This window comes from Streptomyces sp. NBC_01197, assembly GCF_036010505.1.
Lineage (GTDB): Bacteria > Actinomycetota > Actinomycetes > Streptomycetales > Streptomycetaceae > Streptomyces.
Window position 1 is genome coordinate 989,766 of sequence record NZ_CP108569.1, and the last position, 17,221, is coordinate 1,006,986.

General features: G+C 73.5%; 14 protein-coding genes. 9 read left to right on the forward strand and 5 right to left on the reverse strand.

Annotated elements, in window-relative coordinates:
- Nucleotides 1-73: 73 nt before the first annotated feature.
- Nucleotides 74-2,155, reverse strand: coding sequence for a phage holin family protein (locus OG452_RS04430; protein WP_327294291.1), 2,082 nt, complete (start codon nucleotides 2,153-2,155; stop codon nucleotides 74-76).
- A 453-nt stretch (nucleotides 2,156-2,608) separates the two neighbouring features.
- Between OG452_RS04430 and OG452_RS04435 the strand changes: the two genes are divergently transcribed.
- The 6 genes from OG452_RS04435 (at nucleotide 2,609) to OG452_RS04460 (ending at nucleotide 8,291) form a co-directional block, all read left to right on the forward strand.
- Nucleotides 2,609-3,379, forward strand: a complete 771-nt coding sequence (locus OG452_RS04435; protein WP_327294292.1) for an MBL fold metallo-hydrolase — start codon at nucleotides 2,609-2,611, stop codon at nucleotides 3,377-3,379.
- Between the two features lie 11 nt (nucleotides 3,380-3,390).
- Nucleotides 3,391-4,008: a DedA family protein gene (locus OG452_RS04440; protein WP_405564254.1), complete on the forward strand. Its 618-nt coding sequence runs from the start codon at nucleotides 3,391-3,393 to the stop codon at nucleotides 4,006-4,008.
- 181 nt (nucleotides 4,009-4,189) lie between these two features.
- Nucleotides 4,190-5,158, forward strand: coding sequence for an alpha/beta hydrolase (locus tag OG452_RS04445; protein ID WP_327294293.1), 969 nt, complete (start codon nucleotides 4,190-4,192; stop codon nucleotides 5,156-5,158).
- Nucleotides 5,151-6,317 carry an acyltransferase family protein gene (locus OG452_RS04450; RefSeq protein WP_327294294.1) on the forward strand — a complete coding sequence of 389 codons (1,167 nt, stop codon included), beginning with the start codon at nucleotides 5,151-5,153 and terminating at the stop codon, nucleotides 6,315-6,317. The genes OG452_RS04445 and OG452_RS04450 overlap by 8 nt, the downstream gene beginning before the upstream one ends.
- Nucleotides 6,304-7,626 (forward strand): sensor histidine kinase, encoded by a 1,323-nt coding sequence (locus OG452_RS04455; protein WP_327294295.1) that lies wholly within the window; start codon nucleotides 6,304-6,306, stop codon nucleotides 7,624-7,626. The genes OG452_RS04450 and OG452_RS04455 overlap by 14 nt, the downstream gene beginning before the upstream one ends.
- Nucleotides 7,623-8,291, forward strand: coding sequence for a response regulator transcription factor (locus OG452_RS04460; protein WP_327294296.1), 669 nt, complete (start codon nucleotides 7,623-7,625; stop codon nucleotides 8,289-8,291). Before OG452_RS04455 ends, OG452_RS04460 begins: the two co-directional genes overlap by 4 nt.
- A gap of 30 nt (nucleotides 8,292-8,321) precedes the next feature.
- Here the strand turns inward: OG452_RS04460 and OG452_RS04465 are convergent, their stop codons facing one another.
- Together OG452_RS04465 and OG452_RS04470 are read right to left on the reverse strand one after the other, a co-directional pair.
- Nucleotides 8,322-9,461: an MBL fold metallo-hydrolase gene (locus OG452_RS04465; RefSeq protein ID WP_327294297.1), complete on the reverse strand. Its 1,140-nt coding sequence runs from the start codon at nucleotides 9,459-9,461 to the stop codon at nucleotides 8,322-8,324.
- Nucleotides 9,462-9,492: 31 nt separating this feature from the next.
- Nucleotides 9,493-10,710 (reverse strand): aminotransferase class I/II-fold pyridoxal phosphate-dependent enzyme, encoded by a 1,218-nt coding sequence (locus OG452_RS04470; RefSeq protein ID WP_327294298.1) that lies wholly within the window; start codon nucleotides 10,708-10,710, stop codon nucleotides 9,493-9,495.
- A gap of 296 nt (nucleotides 10,711-11,006) precedes the next feature.
- Here OG452_RS04470 and OG452_RS04475 point away from each other — a divergent pair, with 296 nt between their 5' ends.
- Nucleotides 11,007-12,512, forward strand: a complete 1,506-nt coding sequence (locus OG452_RS04475; protein WP_327294299.1) for a bifunctional phosphatase PAP2/diacylglycerol kinase family protein — start codon at nucleotides 11,007-11,009, stop codon at nucleotides 12,510-12,512.
- Here OG452_RS04475 and OG452_RS04480 read toward each other — a convergent pair.
- Complete coding sequence (locus OG452_RS04480) at nucleotides 12,484-13,443, reverse strand: cation diffusion facilitator family transporter (protein WP_327294300.1); 960 nt, start codon at nucleotides 13,441-13,443, stop codon at nucleotides 12,484-12,486. The two genes, OG452_RS04475 and OG452_RS04480, sit on opposite strands and share 29 nt — an antisense overlap.
- A gap of 218 nt (nucleotides 13,444-13,661) precedes the next feature.
- Nucleotides 13,662-15,530, reverse strand: coding sequence for a transketolase (locus OG452_RS04485; RefSeq protein ID WP_327294301.1), 1,869 nt, complete (start codon nucleotides 15,528-15,530; stop codon nucleotides 13,662-13,664).
- A 312-nt stretch (nucleotides 15,531-15,842) separates the two neighbouring features.
- Between OG452_RS04485 and OG452_RS04490 the strand changes: the two genes are divergently transcribed.
- Together OG452_RS04490 and OG452_RS04495 are read left to right on the forward strand one after the other, a co-directional pair.
- Complete coding sequence (locus tag OG452_RS04490) at nucleotides 15,843-16,652, forward strand: methyltransferase domain-containing protein (protein ID WP_327294302.1); 810 nt, start codon at nucleotides 15,843-15,845, stop codon at nucleotides 16,650-16,652.
- Nucleotides 16,653-16,802: 150 nt separating this feature from the next.
- Nucleotides 16,803-17,189: a VOC family protein gene (locus OG452_RS04495; protein WP_327294303.1), complete on the forward strand. Its 387-nt coding sequence runs from the start codon at nucleotides 16,803-16,805 to the stop codon at nucleotides 17,187-17,189.
- Nucleotides 17,190-17,221 lie beyond the last annotated feature (32 nt).

The window sequence follows — 17,221 nt, forward strand, 5'->3', positions numbered from 1 at the left end:
CCGGTCCCGCGAGCCGGGGCCCGGCACCGGAGCGGATGCTGCCGGCACCGCCTGCGTCCGGAGCCGGGCGGGCTCAGGCCGTGGCGTCGGGCCCGGCGCCCTCCGGCACATGGACCGCTGCCCCGAGGGGGACCTGGGGACCCTGGCACTCGGTCAGCCAGCGCCGCAGGACGCCGTGCACCTGCTCGGCGCCGACCAGCTGCTGTCCCTCGTCCACCGGCGCCGAGAGATCGAGTGGCGCCAGCAGGAAGGGCGCCGACTGCTCGCCGCCGAGGCCGCCGTGCGAGCCGATCTGCCCCTCGAAGGCGTGCACGGCACCGGTCTGCGGGTCGTACATCGAATTGACCATGACATCGGCGACATGCGGGAACCCGTCGGTCCTGCGTACGGCGTCGGCCGCACCCGGCCCGAAGCCCGCGAGCGGCCCCTCGCCGTCGGCCAGCAGGGCGACGGGCACTTCGGCGCCGCCCCGCCCGAGCACCACCGAGCCGTGGTCCTCGCTCGCCAGGAGCAGGAAACCGATGCCCGGGTGGTTGGCCAGGGTGGGCAGCAGCGCCGGGTGGCGGCGGTCCAGCTGCTCGCGCGTCATACGGCCGGGCGCGCCGGGGAAGGAGATCAGCCCGAGGTTCCCGGAGGCCAGCACGACCGGCTCCGAGCCGGGGTCCGGCGGGGTCTCGTCGCCGGCCGGCACCGGCCGGCGCAGCACCACGCGGACCGCGGCCCGCGCCTCCGAGCCGCTCCTCGTACGCTGCGCCCGGCGCGGGACCGGCAGCCCGCAGCCCGCCCGCACCAGGTCCTTGAGCGTCAGCCCGTACGCGCCCTCGAAGGTCTGCCCCGGGCTCTGCCCGTGGTCGGAGAGGAGCACGATGCGGTATGGGCGCGGTGCGTGGTCCTCCGCCTTCGCGATCAGCGCCAGCGAACGGTCGAGCCGCGCGAGCACCTTCGCCGCATCCCTGCTGTGCGGCCCGCTGTGGTGCGCCACCTCGTCGTACGCCACCAGGTCGGCGTAGACCGCGGTCCGCCCGGCGAACATGTCACCTATCACCGCGGACACCACCACGTCCCGCTCCACCACGGTCGCGAAGGCCCTGATGAACGGGTAGAGGCCACCGCGCTTGATCCGCGGCTCCTCCTTCCGGGCGCGGGCCCGCGTCGACTCACCGATCTCGCGGCCGACCTCGGCGAAGAACGAGAGTGCGGTACGGACGGCGTTGGCCGGGTCGGAGAAGTACGCGAAGTATCCGGCCCGGGACCGGTGGTCGCGGTCCCGCCGTGCGGCGACCGAGAGGACCAGGGCCAGTTCGTCGGCGCCGCCGCTGAAGAGATTGCCGCGGCTGGCGCCGTCCAGGCTGAGCAGCCCGCCGTCGCCGGTGCGCGCGACCGCCCGGCGCTGGAGCTCCGCAGCGCTGGCCGGCCGGTTGCAGACCATCACATCGCCGGTCTCCTTCTCGTACCAGCGGAAGGCGGGGATGTCGTGGTTGGAGCCGTGCAGGATGCCCAGCTGGCTGGCGCCGGTCTGGCTGGACCAGTCGGTGCGCCAGGCGTGGAGCCGGTGGGTGGAGCCGATCCATCCGGCGACGGTGGGCATCAGTCCGTCGTGGACGGCGCGCAGCAGCGCCGCGTGGCCGACCCCGTCGAGCTGGAGGAAGACCGTGCCGTGCGGTCCGCCCCGCCCGGTGTCCTCGCCCCGTCTGCGCCGTCTGCGGGAGGCGAGCCGCGAGAGCCTGCGGCGGTACGCCTCGTCGTCGCGCACCGCGAGAGCGGTGGAGGTGGCGGAGGCGACGGCGGACATCACGGCGGCGACCACGACGGCGGTCTCGGGGTTGGACGCTCCCCTGCCGTTCGGGATCAGGTCCAGGGCGACAAGGAGGAGCGAGCCGTTGAGGAAGAAGACCAGCAGGCCGAGGACGAGGGCCGGGACCAGCAGCAGCGCGCGCACCACCATGGGCCACACCAGCGCGCTGAGCAGGCCGAAGGCCGCGGCGCCCCACCCGGCGGTGATGGCCACCGTGGTGGCGCTGTCGCCGTTGGCGGACTCCAGCCGGAAGTCCGGCAGGATCCCGGCGAGCGCCAGCATGGTCAGTGTGGACACGGCCCACACCACGATCACCCGGAACAGAGCGCTGCCCGCCCTGCGCCATCGCCCTGCGGCCACGCCTCTCCCACCTCACGTCCTGCGGGGCCCCGGGTGGGCCCGTCGGTCAGCTTTTCACAGGATCTGACGGTGGCCCGGCGACGGTCACGGCCGCCGGGCGGCAGGAGCGGGGGCCGGAGCCACCACCGTGACGTGCGTCACAGCGGGGACGACGGCGGCCAAACCAGGGCCGAAACGTCAGGCCTGTGAAGTCAGGGCGGTGACGAGTAGCCGCAGGAGTGGCAGATCTTCCAGCCGTCCTGCGTGACGGCGAGGACACCTCCGCAGCGCGGACACTGCACCGAGTACAGGGTCACGGAGCCTCCTCCCGTTTCGCCTGATCGCTACCCACCGTGGGCCGGGACAGACGTGACACGTTGTCCCGGGAGCGGGGCGCATAGAGTCGCGTGGAACCGGACGCGATCCGATACGAACCGACGCGTACCGACGTGACCAGAGGTGAGGAGGCGGCAGGTGCCGGTCGATGTGACCTGGTGGGGACATGCCACGTGTACGGTCGAGGACTCCGGGGTCCGGGTGCTGACCGACCCGCTGTTCACGCACCGGCTGGCCCATCTCCGCCGCCGCCGCGGCGCGGTGCCGCCGCCCAGAGCCGCCGCCGCCCGGGCCGTGCTCATCTCGCATCTGCACGCCGACCATCTGCATCTGCCGTCGCTGGCCCGCCTCACGCCGGGCACCACGCTGATCGTGCCGCGCGGCGCGGTCCGCGCCGTGCCGGGGCTGCGGCGGCTCGGCCTGGACATCACCGAGGTCCGGGCGGGCGACGAGGTGCGGGTCGCCGATCTGGTCGTCCGCGCGGTGCCCGCGCGCCACGACGGCCGCCGGATGCCCTTCGGCCCGCAGCGCGCGCCCGCGCTCGGCTTCGTCGTCAGCGGTGAGGCGCGGACCTACTTCGCCGGGGACACCGGCCTGTTCGACGCGATGGCCGAGTCCGTGGGCGACATCGACGTGGCGCTGCTTCCGGTGGGCGGCTGGGGTCCCTTCCTCGGACAGGAACATCTGGACGCCCGGCGGGCCGCCGAGGCGCTGGCAGTCCTGCGGCCGCGCTCCGCCGTGCCGGTGCACTACGGCACGTACTGGCCGGTCGGGATGGACGGTGTGCGCCCGCATGAATTCCACACGCCGGGCGACGAGTTCGTACGGCAGGCGGCGCTGCTGGCGCCCGAGGTCTCCGTGTACCGGCTCAGCCACGGTGAACTGGTGCGGCCGGAGGTGGCCGGGTGATACCCGCACTGGTGAGCCAGATCCCACCGGAGTCCACTCAGCAGGCCGTCGGTTATCCGTCCCTGTTCCTGCTGGTGGCCCTGGGGTCCCTGGTGCCGGTGGTGCCCACAGGCGCGCTGGTGAGTTCCGCGGCCGTGGTCGCCTTCCACCAGACCGATCCGCCGGCGCTCCTCTTCGTGTTCGCGGTGGCGTCGTCCGCCGCCTTCATCGGGGACATCGCGCTGTACTGGCTCGGCCGGCGCGGTGTGCACTCCAAGAACGGCTCGCGCTGGCTGGAGGCGCTGCGCAACCGGGTCCCGCAGGCGCGTCTGGCGAAGGCGCAGGGCCAGCTCGACCAGCACAGCAAGTCGGTGCTCGTGCTCTCCCGGCTGGTCCCGGCCGGGCGGATCCCGGTGATGCTGGCCTGTCTGCTCGGCGAGATGCCGCTGCGCAGGTTCGCCCGCGGCGACATCCCGGCCTGTCTCGCCTGGGCCGCCGCCTACCAGCTCATCGGCATACTCGGCGGCTCGCTCTTCGACGAGCCCTGGAAGGGCGTGGTCGTGGCGGTCGTACTCACCCTGCTGGTGAGCGGGGCGCCCGCCGCGTGGCGCAGGCTCAGGACGGGCACCGGTTCGCCCGCGCCCCGCTGATCTCTCCCCCAGGGCCCGCCAACTCCCCTCCTGCCGGGCCCCGTTCGCACTGCCCCACCCCTACCCGTAGTACTTGGGAGTGACGCGGGAGGTTCGCTCCGCAGCGGGACGCCGGCCAGGCAGGCTGATCCATAACTTCGGTACCGGAAGTACGAAGCCATCCGGTACGGAAGGACCATCCATGGCGTCCCGCCCGCACAGCATCCGACTGCGCCGCGCCCTGCTCACCGCACTCGTCACCGCTTCGGTGGCCGTGCCGGTGTCGGGCGCGGCCCGCCCGGCGGCCGTCACCGCACCCGCGCCCACCGCCCTGGCCCCGCTGCGGTCCGTGGCCCCGGCGGCCCTCGCCGTGCGGTACGCCGGGACCCGCGCCGACATCAGGGCTGCGGCGCGTACCGCCCTGGCCGACGGCGACACCGAGCGCGCCGGGTCGCTGCGTGTCATGGCAGGGCCGGGGCGCCACTTCCTCGCCTTCGACGGGCGCGACGGCGGGCGCACCGCCGAGGTCTTCGGCGACCTGTCGCGGGCCCGGCGGATCGCCGTACTGGTCCCGGGTTCCGACACCGGACTCGACCAGTACGGACGGCTGCTGGCCGGTGCGGAGGCGCTGCAACGGCAGTTGGGCGGCGGGGCGGCCGTGGTGGCCTGGCTCGGGTACGCGACACCCGCCACAGTGAGCCCCACCGTCCTGACCACCGACCGCGCGGACGAAGCGGCGCCCGTACTGCGCCGCTTCGTACGGGAGTTGGGCGGGGCCACGCCGGCCGCCCGGATCTCGCTGCTCTGCCACTCCTACGGTTCGGTGGTCTGCGGACGGGCCGCCTCCGGTCTCGACGTGGCCGGCATCGTGCTGTACGGCAGCCCGGGCGCCGGGCGCGGCAGCGCCGCCGCCATGCACACCCGGGCCACCGTCTGGGCGGCCCGGGGCGGCGGCGACTGGATCGCCGACGTCCCCCACATACGGATCCCGCTGCCGTTCGTCACCGTCGGGCTCGGCGCCGACCCGGTCGCGGCGGGCTTCGGCGCCCGGGTGTTCGACGCGGGCGGCGGCGGCCACAGCGACTATCTGAAACCCGGTTCGCTGTCGCTCGCGAATCTCGCCCGGATCGTCTCGGGGCAGACCCCTTCCGGGGTGGTCCGCCATGCGTGATCTGGTCCGGCGGATCGAGTCCGCGACCCCGCCCGGCCGTGACCGGGCCGTCGACGCGCTGCGCGCCCTCGCCATCCTCGGTGTGGTGCTCGGCCACTGGCTGGTGACGGCCCTGGTCACCGACAGCGGCACGGTGCACGGCGCGAGCCCGCTTCGGTACATGCCCGAACTCACCCCGGTCTCCTGGCTGTTCCAGACCCTGGCGGTCTTCTTCCTGGTGGGTGGTCAGGTGGGCGCGGTGAGTTACGCGACGGCCCGGGGCCAGGGCGTCACCTACCAGCAGTGGCTCGGGGCCCGGCTGGTGCGGCTGGGCCGGCCGGTCGCCGCCGTACTGGTGGTGTGGACCGTGGCGGCTGCTGTGATGCTCGTGTCGGGCACCGGCCCGGAGACCGTGCGCACGCTGATCGAACTGGTGCTGTCGCCGCTCTGGTTCCTGCTGGTCTTCGCGGGGCTCACCGCGGCGACACCGCTGGTCACCCGCTTGCACCCGCTGTGGCCGATCGCCGTCGTGCTGCATGTCGACCTGATCCGCTTCGGCCTCGGCGGGCCGTCCTGGCTCGGCTGGGTCAATGTGGCGGCGGGCTGGCTCGTTCCGTACTGCGTGGGCACGGCCTGGGCGCGCGGCGCGCTCAAGGACCGCCGTACTGCCTGGACGCTGCTGCTGGGCGGCGCCGCGGTAACCGCGGGGCTCGTCCTGTGGGCGGGATACCCGGCGTCCATGGTCGGGGTGCCGGGCTCCCGGATATCGAACCTCGACCCGCCCACCCTCGCCGCCGTCACCTTCGGTCTCGCCCAGTGCGGAGCCGCTCTGCTGCTGCTCGGCCCGTTGCGCCGGGCGCTGGCGCGACCGGCCGCCTGGGCCTCGGTGGCGCTGGTCAATCTCTCCGCGATGACGGTCTTCCTCTGGCACCAGACCGCGATGATGGCGGTCACCGCCGTCGGTATGCTCACCGGCCGGGCACTGCCGGGCCTGCACACCGTCCCGGACGGCTGGGGCTGGGTGCTCGCCCGGCCGGCCTGGCTGCCGGTGTTCGCCGTGGCGCTGCTGGTGTGCTGGGCCGCGTTCCACACGTACGAGCAGGGGCGGCGCGGGCACAGCAGGGTCGTAAGGACCGGGGCGCCCGCCCCACGGGGGGAGACACATCATGACCATGCCTGAGGCGGACCGGATGACACAGCAGGAGCCGCCCCGGTGGAGCCGGGAACGGGCGGGGGCAGCCCTGCGCCGCGCTCCGCGCGCCCTGCTGCACGATCTGACGGACCCGGCCGACCCAGTCAGGGAGCGGTCCGGCCGTGCGTCCTGGCGGCCGGCGCTGGCGGTTCCCCTGGTCCTGTGCGCGGTGCTGCTCGCCCTGATGCAGGCCAACAGTCTTGCGCCGGGCAACGGCGGTGACATACCCGGGTTCACCGTGCTGCTGGGCCTCGCCCAGGGGGTGGCGCTCGCCGCCGGGATGTTCCGCCCCGTGGCCGCCTGGTGGGCGTCGACCGGCCTGCTGATCGCCACCGTCGGCCTCACCGAGCCGGGGCTCGGCGCCAATGTGCCCTACCCATGGACCGTTCCCGGGATGTTCCTTACCGGCGGGACGCTGTTCCTGCTGGCGTTGCGGGTACGGCCCCGGCGGGCGGGCGGGGCGCTGGTGGTCACGCTGCTCGCCGGAGCGGCCTGCACCGTCCTCACCTCGCGGCCGCACGACTTCGACCTCGACCGCGCGGTCCCCGTCCTGCTCGCCGTCGTGGTGGTCGCCTCCTCGCTGCGCGGCCTGCGGAAGGCCCGCAGGGAGACCGACGCCCAGGCCGAACTCACGGCCGAGGAGCGGACCCTGCGCACCCTCCTGGAGGAGCGGAACCGGATCGCCCGCGAGCTGCACGACGTCGTGGCGCACCACATGTCGGTCATCTCCATCCAGGCGCAGGTCGCCCCCCATCTGGTCGAGAACCCGTCGGACGAGCTGCGGGAGAACCTGGCGGGCATCCGCGAGAACGCCGTGACCGCGCTCACCGAACTGCGCCGCGTCCTGGGGGTGCTGCGCTCCGACGACGCGTCGGACGACAGCCTGCGGCACGCGCCGCAGCCCACCCTGGACCAGCTGGACGCGCTCCTCGGCCGGGTGCGCAACGCCGGACTCACCGTCACCGCGGAGACCACCGGGCTCCCGTACGCCCTGCCGCCGGGTGTCGGTCTCACGGCGTTCCGTATCGTTCAGGAAGCGCTCAGCAATGTGCTGCGCCACGCGCCCGGAGCGGAGGTACAGGTGGAGATCGCGTACCGGTCGTCCGCCGTCGGCGTACGGGTCACCAACACCGCACCGGCCGGAAAGCCCGCACCCGCGACCGCACCCGGCGTCGGCCACGGGCTGCTGGGTATGCGCGAGCGCGCCGCCATGCTGGGCGGCGACTTCGCCGACGGGCCGACCCCCGGTGGCGGTTACGAGGTGGCGGCGATACTTCCCCTGGAGGGGCCCTCATGACCATCCGGGTGCTGATTGCCGACGACCAGATGATGGTCCGCCAGGGTTTCACGGTGCTGCTCAACGCGGAGCCGGACATCGAGGTCGTCGGCCAGGCCGTCGACGGCCTCGACGCCATCGCCCGGGTCGCCGAACTCGCCCCGGACGTCGTCCTGATGGACATCCGGATGCCCGGACTCGGCGGCATCGAGGCCACCCGCCGGATCACCGGCCCCGGCGGCGGGGCCGTGCGGGTCCTGGTGCTGACGACCTTCGATCTGGACGAGTACGTGTACGAGGCGCTCCGCGCGGGCGCTGCGGGCTTCCTCCTGAAGGACGCGTCGGCGGACGAACTCGCCCGTGCCGTACGGGTGGTGGCCGCCGGTGACGCGCTGCTCGCCCCGAACATCACCAAACGCCTCATCGCCGAGTTCTCCCGGGTGACCAGCTCCACCCGCAGCGCGCCGAAGGGCCGGGCCGGCGATCTGACCGAGCGCGAGACCGAGGTCCTCTCCCTCATCGCCCAGGGGCTGTCCAACGCGGAGATCGCCGGGCAGCTGGTGGTGGCGGAGCAGACCGTGAAGACCCATGTGAGCCGGATCCTGGTCAAGCTGGGCCTGCGCGACCGGACCCAGGCCGCGGTCTTCGCGTACGAGACGGGCCTGGTGCGCCCGGCCGGATACTGAAGGGCCGCACGGCCGGGCGCCCGTGGCCGGTCACTCGGCGGCGGGCACCTCCTGGAGCACCCTGGACCCGCCGACCGGCAGGTCCCAGAGCTCGTCGCGCGGGCGGCCCGCCAGTTCCCAGGCCGCCCTGACCCGGGTGAGCGGTTCGAGGACCGGCTCGGCGGAGAGCAGGAACGCCCCCCAGTGCATCGGCGCCATCCGGCGCGCGCCCAGATCCTCGCAGGCCGCGACCGCCTCCTCCGGGTCGGTGTGCACCGGCCCGAGCATCCAGCGCGGTTCGTAAGCCCCGATCGGCAGCAGCGCCAGATCGATGCCCGGGTGGCGGTGGCCGATCTCCCCGAACCAGTGGCCGTATCCGGTGTCACCCGCGAAGTACACCCGCTGCCCCCGCTGGTCGGTGAGGACCCAGCCGCCCCAGAGTGAGCGGCAGGTGTCGGTGAGGGTGCGCTTGGACCAGTGGTGGGCGGGCACGAAGTCGAAGCGGACACCGCCGGTCTCGGCCGACTCCCACCAGTCGAGCTCAATCACGTGGGTGAACCGGCGGCGCCGGAACCAGCGGGCGAGCCCGGCCGGGACGAAGAGCGGGGTGTCGCGCGGCAGCCGCTTGACCGTGGGGGCGTCCAGGTGGTCGTAGTGGTTGTGGCTGATGACCACGGCGTCGATCTTCGGCAGATCGGCCCAGCGGACCCCGACCGGGGTGACCCGGGCGGGCGTGCCGAGGATCCTGCGCGACCAGACCGGGTCGGTGAGGACGGTGAGACCGCCGATGCGCACCACCCAGCTGGCGTGTCCCACCCAGGTGACGGCGATGGTGGTGGCGTCGGTCTCAGGAAGCGGGGCGGGGGCATACGGCAGCAGCGGGATGTCGCGCAGCCCGTCGGAGCGTGGCCGCACGGCACGTTCGCGGGCCAGCCTGGCCATCGCACTGACGCCGGGCAGCGGGGCGGTGAGCCGGTCGGCGAAGGACTTGGGCCAGAGCCTGATCTCGCCGGGCGGTCGCAGGATGCCGGGGGCGCGGGTGCGGGGCCTGGTCCGGGTGTGCGGCCGGATCTGGGTCTTCCCCGCGGCAGGGACTTGCTGCCCGGCCCGGGGCCGGGGCCCGGTCCGGGCCTGCGGCTGTGGCTGTGGTGGCTGCGGCTCGGTGAGGGAGCTCTCGGTCTGTTCCGTCATCGAAGGGCTCCGTCCGGTGGCGGTGAGTCGTTCATCGCAGTTGCTCCAGGGCCGTCGCAAAGGTCCTCAACGCGCGGGCCACATGGGGCAGTTCGAGTGGCTCCGCCGAGTTGAGAGACTCCAGACGCTCCTGGGGGGTTGATCCGACGAGCGGACCCGTCGCGAACCTCACCCGCAGGGCGGCCGGATCGTCACCGAAGCGGTGGCCTCCGGGTGCCGGTGCGCCGATCCGCTGCCCGAGGTAGTCCTCCAGTTCCATCGCGTCGGTGACTCCGAGGGCCGCGAGGCCGGAGCGCAGCGGGTCCAGATCCGCGTACAGGTGGCGCCCGGCCTGCGGGGGCCTGGCGAGCGCGCCCGCTGCGAGCACCGCGTGGTGCGCCGCGGCGGCCACCCGGGCATGCAGACGGTTCGCCCGCGCAGACCGTTCCCGTACGGCCGCCGGTTCACCCAGCGCGCAGGCCGCCGCAGCGGCGACCGGTGCGGACACCGGCGCCCCGATCGCGGTGAGCACGTCCAGCGTTCTGGCGCGCCGGGCGGCCCCGTCCGCGGTGGAGGGGAACCGGGCGACGGCCACCGGCCAGGCCGTCGGGGTCAGCGAACCCGCCAGGTCGGACAGGACGGTCACCTCGTCAGGGCACATCTCGGCCGGGCTGAGCAGCACGGTCTCGTCGGGACGGTGCCTGGTGTCGCGCCAGGTCTCGTCGCTGATGATGTGCAGCCCCTCGGAGAGTGCGGCCTCGCAGGCCTCGTGCAGCAGCTCGGGCGGGGCGGCGGTCGCGGTGGGGTCGTCGGCGACGGAGAGCAGCAGCAGCCGGGGGTTGCCGCCTTCGGCGCGCACTCTGCGTACGGTCTCCAGGAGCGCGTACGGATCGGGCACCCCGCCGCACTCCGCCGGGGTGGGCACCGGGTACGCGGACCGCCCGACGAGACGTGCCTGCGGTATCCACCAGGCGGGGCACGGGCGGGGCAGCATCAGGTCGCCGCCGTCCGCGGCGAGGAGCGCGAGGAGCAGTGACTGGGCGCCGCCGACGGCGACCGTGTCACCCGGGACGCAGCCGAGTCCGCGGCGGGTCCAGTATCCGGCGGCCGCCGCCCGCAGCGCGGGCCCGCCGCCGGGCGGCTCTGGGTCGGTACGGAAGGCGGCGCCGGTGAGCGCGGCGGCCAGTTCGGGAAGCACCGGCAGTCCGGGTCCGGGGGTGGGCGGCCCGTAGCGGACAGGCCCGCGGCTCTCCGGAACCGTCCGCTGCATGGCCGCACCTCCGCTCTCGCCGACCCTCAGGAGACCTTTATACGTAGATTTGCCCGACCGGGCGACCGTGGGGACGGGCCTCTCCGGACGGCGGCCGCGCCCCCCGGTCCGGGCTTCCGGCGCTCAGGCCCGCCGGTGGCGCCCACGACGTGCGACGACGCGCCGGGGCCGGCATAGGCATCTACCGGGCCGGACGGGGTACGACGATCGGTCAGCAGAGCCCCCGCACAGGGCCGTCCGCCGCACGGGCAGCAGCCGGCCGGGGCGCGCAGCGATCACTGAGAGGGTTGGTCTCCATGGCATCCGGCGTCCCCCACAGCGGCCCGGTCCGCTTCGAACGGCTCACGGGCTGGCTCGGCGCCCGGGACCAGGCCCTGTTCCGCTCCGCGGCCGCCCGGCACTGGCCGGCCGCGGGGCCGGTGCTGCCCCGGCTGAGCCGCAGCGCCAACCATGGGCTGCTGTGGTTCGGCGCCGCCGCCGGGATCGCCGCGGTGGGCCGCTCCACCCGGGCGCGGCGGGCCGCGCTGCGGGGGGTGGCCTCGCTGGCCGTGGCGTCGGCCGTCGCCAACACGGTGGCCAAGGGGTCGGTCCGCAGATCGAGACCGATACTGGACGCCGTACCGGTGATGAGGCAGCTCAAGCGGCAGCCGGCCACCACGTCCTTCCCCTCCGGGCACGCGGCTTCGGCCGCCGCCTTCGCCACGGGCGTCGCGCTGGAGTCGAGGGGCTGGGGCGCGGTCGTCGCGCCGCTCGCCGTCAGCGTGGCCGCGTCCCGCGTCTACACCGGGGTGCACTATCCGAGCGACGTGGTGATCGGGGCGGCGCTCGGGGTGGGTGCCGCCTTCGCGGTACGGGGGCTCGTACCGACCCGTGACCAGCTGCCCGCCCCCGGCCGCCCGCACACCGAGGCACCGGTCCTGCCCGGCGGCGAGGATCTCGTCGTGGTGGTCAACAGGGCGTCGGGTTCGGCCGCGGCCAAGTCGGCCCTGGTCAGGGACGCGCTGCCGCTCGCCGAAGTGGTGGAGTGCGATCCGGGCGAGCTGGTGGCCACGCTGGAGAAGGCCGCCCGTAACTGCCGGGCCCTGGGCGTCTGCGGCGGGGACGGCACGGTCAACAGGGCGGCCGTGGTGGCGGCCCGGCACGGTGTGCCGCTGGCCGTCTTCCCCGGCGGCACACTGAACCACTTCGCGTACGACGTCGGGATCGAGGAGGTCCACGACACCTGCAGGGCGCTGGCCTCCGGCGACGCGGTAAAGGTCGACCTGGGCCGCTTCACACCGGGGCCCGACGGGCCGGGGGGCGGGCCGGGGCACTTCCTCAACACCTTCAGCCTCGGCTCCTATCCGGAGCTGGTGCGGATCAGGGAGCGCTGGTCCCCGAAGATCGGCGGGTGGCCCGCCGGGGTGCTGGCGGCGGCACGGGTGCTCGCCTCGCAGCGGCCGCTCCGGGCCGAGTTCCAGGGCGAACAGCGGGCCCTGTGGATGCTGTTCGCGGGCAACGGCATGTACCAGCAGATGGGGCCGACCCCCGGCCGGCGTTTCGATCTGGCGGACGGCCTGCTGGATGTCCGGGTGGTGCACGGCGGCCGGCTGCCGGGGCTGCGGCTGCTGGCGGCGGCCCTCGCCGGGCCGCTGTCCCGCTCCCCCGTGCACGCGGCGCAGCGGCTGCGCCGGGTCCGGGTCGCCGGGCTGGCGCCCGGCACGCCGCTCGCGTTCGACGGGGAGATCACGGAGGCTCCGGCCGCGCTGTGGATCGACAAGGACGACGAGGCCCTCACGGTGTATCGTCCGCTGCCGCTGTAGCGGCGTCCGTCACATCGAGATAGACCTGGTCGGCCTCCGGCCAGGTCTTCTCGATGGAGCCCCTGATCCGCATCGAGATGAGTTCCACGTGCTCGCTCTCCAGGCCTGGCACCAGGTCGATGCGGGCGGCCACCAGGGTCGAATCCATCCCCAGCCGCATGGTCAGCAGCGAGGACACCTGGTCGATCTCGGGCTGTGCGGCGAGCATCTCCTCGATGCTGTCGCGCAGTTCGGGGGCGGCGGCCTCCCCGATCAGCTGATCACGCGCGTTCTTGCCGAGCCGGTAGGCGACATACCCGAGCAGCACCCCGATGGCGAGCGAGGCCGAAGCCTCCCAGGCAACCTGCCCGGTCACTATGTGCAGGCCCATCCCCGCCATGGCGAGCAGGACACCGACCACGGCCGTGCCGTCCTCGGCGATGACGGTCCGCAGCGCGGGATCCTTGCCGATGCCGCCGCCGGGCTGGCCACGCACCTGGAGGACGGCGCGCGCCAGTGAACTGCCCTCGGCGATCAGCGCGACGCCCAGCACGGCGAGTCCCACGACGTATCCGGTGGTGGACTCCTGCCCGCCGCCGCGCAGCGCCTCGATGCCCTGCAGCACGGAGAAGCAGCCGCCCATGACGAAGATGCCGACGGCGGCGAGCAGCGCCCAGAAGAAGCGTTCCTTGCCGTAGCCGAAGGGGTGCTGCGGATCTGCGGGGCGCTTGCTCCGCCGGAGTGCGAAGAGCAGGAACACCTCGTTGAAGCTGTCGGCGACCGAGTGCGCCGCCTCGGAGAGCAGCGCCGGGGAGCCCGCGAAGACGCCGCCGACCGCTTTGGCCACAGCGATGACGAGGTTGGCGGCGAGCGCCACCAGTACCGTCACCCTGGTCTTCCTGTCGGACCTGTTGTCCGTCCCGCTGTCCGGGCTGTCCGGCGGCTCACTCATGCTGCTCCTGCACGTCGTACGTCTCCATGAGGCCCCCGCGGTGCGGCTGCGCCGCCCCGGGGTCCGGTCTGACCGGGCGGCTTCGCCTCAGCCGTCGGGTACCCCCTCCGGCGGCGGGGAATCCGGGTGGCCGGGGTCCGGCCACCCGGTAGGCCACTACGGCGGAGCCCGCAAGGCGGCAGCCCGCTCGGGCAGCCCAGCCCGCGAGGCAGCCCCGCTCAGGCAGCCGAACCCGGGCGGATCACCGCCTTCTCCACCAGCAGCCGGGCGCCCGCCGCGATGCTCTGCGCGTCGATACCGGCCGCGGCCAGTTGCTCCTGCGGGCTGGCCGACCCCGGCATGTTGCCGACCGCGAGCCGGACCAGCCGGGGCACCGGCCTGCCGTCCGCGAACGCCTCGGCGACCGCGTCCCCCAGACCGCCCTCGGGGTGGTGGTCCTCCACCGTGACCAGACAGCCCGTCTGGTCGGCCGCTGTCCGCAGGGTCCCCGCGTCCACGGGCTTGACCGAGTAGAGGTCGATCACCCGTACGGCGATGCCCTCCTGCGCCAGGATGTCGGCCGCCTCCAGGCACTCGTGGAGGGTCTGGCCGGCCCCGATCAGCGTCAGTTCGTCATTCGCGCCGGAGCGCAGCACCTTGCTGCCGCCGATCGGGAACTCCTCGTCAGGCCCGTAGATGACCGGGGTCTCCCCACGGTTCGTGCGCAGATAGCGGATGCCGCGCGCGTCCGCCATCTCCGCCACGAGCCGGGCGGTCTGGTTGGCGTCGCTCGGATACAGAACCGTGCTGCCGTGGACCGACCGGAACATCGCCAGGTCCTCGAGCCCCATCTGGGACGGGCCGTCCTGGCCGATCGCCGTGCCGACGTGCGAGCCGACGACGTTGATGTCGGCGGCGCCGACCGCCGCCATCCGGAAGAAGTCGTGCGCCCGGGTGAGGAACGAGGCGAAGCTGCACGCGAACGGAACATAGCCGCACGTCTGCATACCGACCGCGCCCGCCGCCAGCTGCTGTTCCGCGATGTAGCACTCGAAGTACCGCTCAGGGTGCTTCTTCGAGAAGAACTCGGCGCGGGTCGAGTCGCCGACCTCCCCGTCCAGTACGACGACTTCGCCGCGCGCCGTGCCGAGCGCGGTGACCGCCTCGCCGAACGCGTTGCGCGTCGCGACCTCGTCGCCCTTCTCGTAGCGCGGCAGCACGAGCTCCCCGCTGCCGGTGATCCGCTGTGGCTGTACGTCGGTGGGCTTGTGGACACCGACCCGGACGGACCGCCGGCCGCCCAGCTCCTCGATCGCCTCGGCGGCGTCGGGCAGCGGTTTGCCGTGCGCGCCTTCGCGGTCCTCGACGGCGGCCACCCCGCGCCCCTTGCGGGTGCCCGCGATGAGCGCGGTGGGCCGGTCCGTGACGGCGAGCACCTCCTCGTACGCGGCGTCGACGGCGTCGATGTCGTGCCCGTCGACCTCGACCGTGTGCCAGCCGAAGGCCCGCAGCCTGCGCCCGTACGCCGCCAGGTCCCGGCCGTGCCGGGTGGGCCCGCGCTGTCCGAGCCGGTTGACGTCGACGATCAGGGTCAGATTGCCGAGCTTCTCGAATCCTGCGTGCTCGGCCGCCTCCCAGACGGACCCCTCGGCCATCTCGCTGTCGCCGCTCAGCACCCAGACCCGGTAGTCCACCTGGGCCAGGTACTTCCCCGCGAGCGCCATGCCCACGCCGACCGGCAGCCCCTGTCCCAGCGATCCGGTGGCCACGTCCACCCAGGGGATGCGCGGCGTCGGGTGGCCTTCGAGGCGGCTGCCCTTCTTACGGAAGGTGAGCAGCTCCTCGTCGTCAATGGCGCCCGCCGCGAGGTACATCGCGTACAGAAGCGGTGTGGCGTGCCCCTTGGAGAGGACGAAGCGGTCGTTGCCGGGATGGTCGGGCCGGTCGAAGTCGTAACGCAGATGCCTGGCGAGGAGTACGGCGGCGAGATCCGCCGCGGACATCGATGAGGTGGGATGCCCGGAGCCTGCCGCGTCCGCGGCGCGCACCGCGTCCACGCGGAGCTGCTGGGCCAGTTCGAAGAGTTCCGCGTTCTGATATGTGGTCATTGCTGTTCCCTTCCCGCGACCGGACCTTCAGCGGGGCCGGCGGTGCGGTGTGGCGCGGGCCGCTCCTGGAGTGGGCGTGCCCGGTTGCTCAGCCTGTCCCGGTCGCACTGCACCGCGTACCCGGTGCGCCGCGACGCGCACACGTTTCCCCGGCTTGGCGGCAGAAACCGTGCCCGGGCCCGCCACCGCGGAGCGATCGGCGTACCACCTTCACATACCAGAATGCGAGATATGTATCTCAGTATCCGGCGGGAGGATCTACGGTGGTGCCACCACTTCGGATGAGTTCGACGTCGAACAGGGAGATCCGCCATGCCGGAAGAGACAGCCGTATACACGCACGGCCACCACGAGTCGGTGCTGCGCTCGCACACCTGGCGGACCGCCGCCAACTCAGCGGCGTATCTGGTGGGCGAGCTCAAGCCCCATATGCGGATCCTGGACATCGGCTGCGGCCCCGGCACCATCACCGCCGACCTGGCGGCCCTCGTCCCGCAAGGCAGCGTCACCGGAGTGGACCGGGCGCCCGGCGTCCTGGAGAAGGCGCGTGCGCTGGCCGCCGAACGGGGCCTGGCCAACACCGACTTCGCGGTCGCTGACGTGCACGCGCTGGACTACCCGGACGACACCTTCTGCGTGGTCCACGCGCATCAGGTGCTGCAGCACGTGGGCGACCCGGTGCAGGCGCTGCGCGAGATGGGGCGGGTCACCCGACCCGGCGGCATCGTCGCGGTGCGCGAGAGCGACTACGGGGCGTTCACCTGGTACCCGGAGTCCCCGGTGATGGACGACTGGCTGGACCTGTACCACCGGGTCGCGCGCGGCAACGGCGCCGAACCGGACGCCGGGCGGCGGCTGTTCTCCTGGGCGCGGCAGGCGGGCTTCACGGACATCAGGGCGACGGCCACCAACTGGGTCTTCGCCACCGAGGAGGAACGCGCCTGGTGGAGCGGGCTGTGGGCGGACCGTACGACCGAATCGGTATTCGCGCAGCAGGCGGTCGAGGGCGGTCACGCGACGCCTGAGCAGCTGGCGGCGGTCGCGGGCGCCTGGCGCGAGTGGGGAGCGCAGGACGACGGGTGGTTCCTGGTACCGCACGGCGAGATCCTCTGCCGGGTCTGAGGCAACCCGGGGAGGGCGGGCCGCCGATTCTGCGGCACCAGCCGCGGCCGGGGGGCCCGCCGGGTCTGCGCACCGGCCGGGCAGGCCCGCCGATCAGGTCTCGGGACCGCTCCCGTAGCCCCGGTTCGGGCGTCAACTAGGCTTCTCCGCATGGAGATCCTGGGAACCACGCTGCGTGTCTGCGTCGACGACCTCGAAGCTTCGGTGTTCTTCTACGAACGCCTGACCGGCGCCAAGGCGCTGCGCTTCGAGCGCGGCGGGGTGTCCGTCGCCGCGGTCGGCTTCTTCCTTCTGATGAGCGGTCCCGAGTCGGAGCTGGAGATTCTGCGCAAGGTGACGGCGACCATCGCGGTACGTGATGTCGACGAGGCCCTCACCACGCTCACCGAGGTCGGCGCGCAGGTCATCGCGGGGCCGGTACCGACCCCGGTGGGCCGCAATCTGATCGCGGTCCACCCCGACGGGTCGGTGTTCGAATACGTCGACAGGAACGGGACCGGGACGGCGAACCGGACCGGGGCCGGTCCCACCGCCTGAGCCGTACGGCCGCCCGGCCCCGGCGCCCCCGG

Coding starts and splice junctions, on each gene's coding strand:
- OG452_RS04450 (WP_327294294.1), top strand. CDS start 5,151: ATGCGTGATCTGGTCCGGCGGATCGAGTCCGCGACCCCGCCCGGCCGT.
- OG452_RS04455 (WP_327294295.1), top strand. CDS start 6,304: ATGACCATGCCTGAGGCGGACCGGATGACACAGCAGGAGCCGCCCCGG.
- OG452_RS04495 (WP_327294303.1), top strand. CDS start 16,803: ATGGAGATCCTGGGAACCACGCTGCGTGTCTGCGTCGACGACCTCGAA.
- OG452_RS04485 (WP_327294301.1), bottom strand. CDS start 15,530: ATGACCACATATCAGAACGCGGAACTCTTCGAACTGGCCCAGCAGCTC.
- OG452_RS04465 (WP_327294297.1), bottom strand. CDS start 9,461: ATGACGGAACAGACCGAGAGCTCCCTCACCGAGCCGCAGCCACCACAG.
- OG452_RS04475 (WP_327294299.1), top strand. CDS start 11,007: ATGGCATCCGGCGTCCCCCACAGCGGCCCGGTCCGCTTCGAACGGCTC.
- OG452_RS04470 (WP_327294298.1), bottom strand. CDS start 10,710: ATGCAGCGGACGGTTCCGGAGAGCCGCGGGCCTGTCCGCTACGGGCCG.
- OG452_RS04490 (WP_327294302.1), top strand. CDS start 15,843: ATGCCGGAAGAGACAGCCGTATACACGCACGGCCACCACGAGTCGGTG.
- OG452_RS04445 (WP_327294293.1), top strand. CDS start 4,190: ATGGCGTCCCGCCCGCACAGCATCCGACTGCGCCGCGCCCTGCTCACC.
- OG452_RS04460 (WP_327294296.1), top strand. CDS start 7,623: ATGACCATCCGGGTGCTGATTGCCGACGACCAGATGATGGTCCGCCAG.
- OG452_RS04480 (WP_327294300.1), bottom strand. CDS start 13,443: ATGAGTGAGCCGCCGGACAGCCCGGACAGCGGGACGGACAACAGGTCC.